Raw genomic sequence first — 511 nt, forward strand, 5'->3', positions numbered from 1 at the left:
TTACTCGAAAGCAGCATCGAACACGTGAACAATCACATCAGCACCATTACGCACTCGACCATTGAGCAATCTAAAGCATGTGAAGCTATCGACCAAGATATCGACGTACTGGCGAGCATCGCGCACAAAACAGGTCAGCACGCTGATGACTTGAACCAGATTGTTTCCGGTTACCAAGCTGAAGCGATGGAGCTAAAACATCAGCTAAGTGCTTTCAAATTGGCATAGAGAATTCTTGGGGGACGCAGTTTTCTGCCTTCCCTATCTTTCTCACTCTGTAAATACAACAAAGCCCAGAATCAATCTGGGCTTTGTTTTTTATCCGCCGTGTTTTTGTTGATACATCCGTTCGTCGGCGATTTTCATCATTTGTTCTGGAGAAGTCATTTTCGGATCGAAGATGGCGTAACCAATGCTCACGCGTAGGTAGATCAGCTCTTCGTCATAAATAACGGGCGTCGAACACAACGCCAACCTGAGCTTTTGCAGTAACTTCTGCACGTGCTCTTCC

At 46.0% G+C, this 511-nt stretch carries 1 protein-coding gene and 1 pseudogene; one reads left to right on the plus strand and one right to left on the minus strand.

Annotation, left to right across the window (positions count from 1 at the left end; all coding sequences use genetic code 11):
- Positions 1-228 (plus strand): annotated as a pseudogene (locus R7E78_RS30785) (chemotaxis protein); the annotation flags it as partial.
- Positions 229-318: 90 nt separating this feature from the next.
- Here the strand turns inward: R7E78_RS30785 and R7E78_RS30790 are convergent.
- Positions 319-511 (minus strand): diguanylate cyclase domain-containing protein (locus R7E78_RS30790; protein WP_318059227.1); only part of this gene is annotated, 193 nt, incomplete at its 5' end.

This window comes from Vibrio sp. YT-19(2023), from assembly GCF_033337395.1.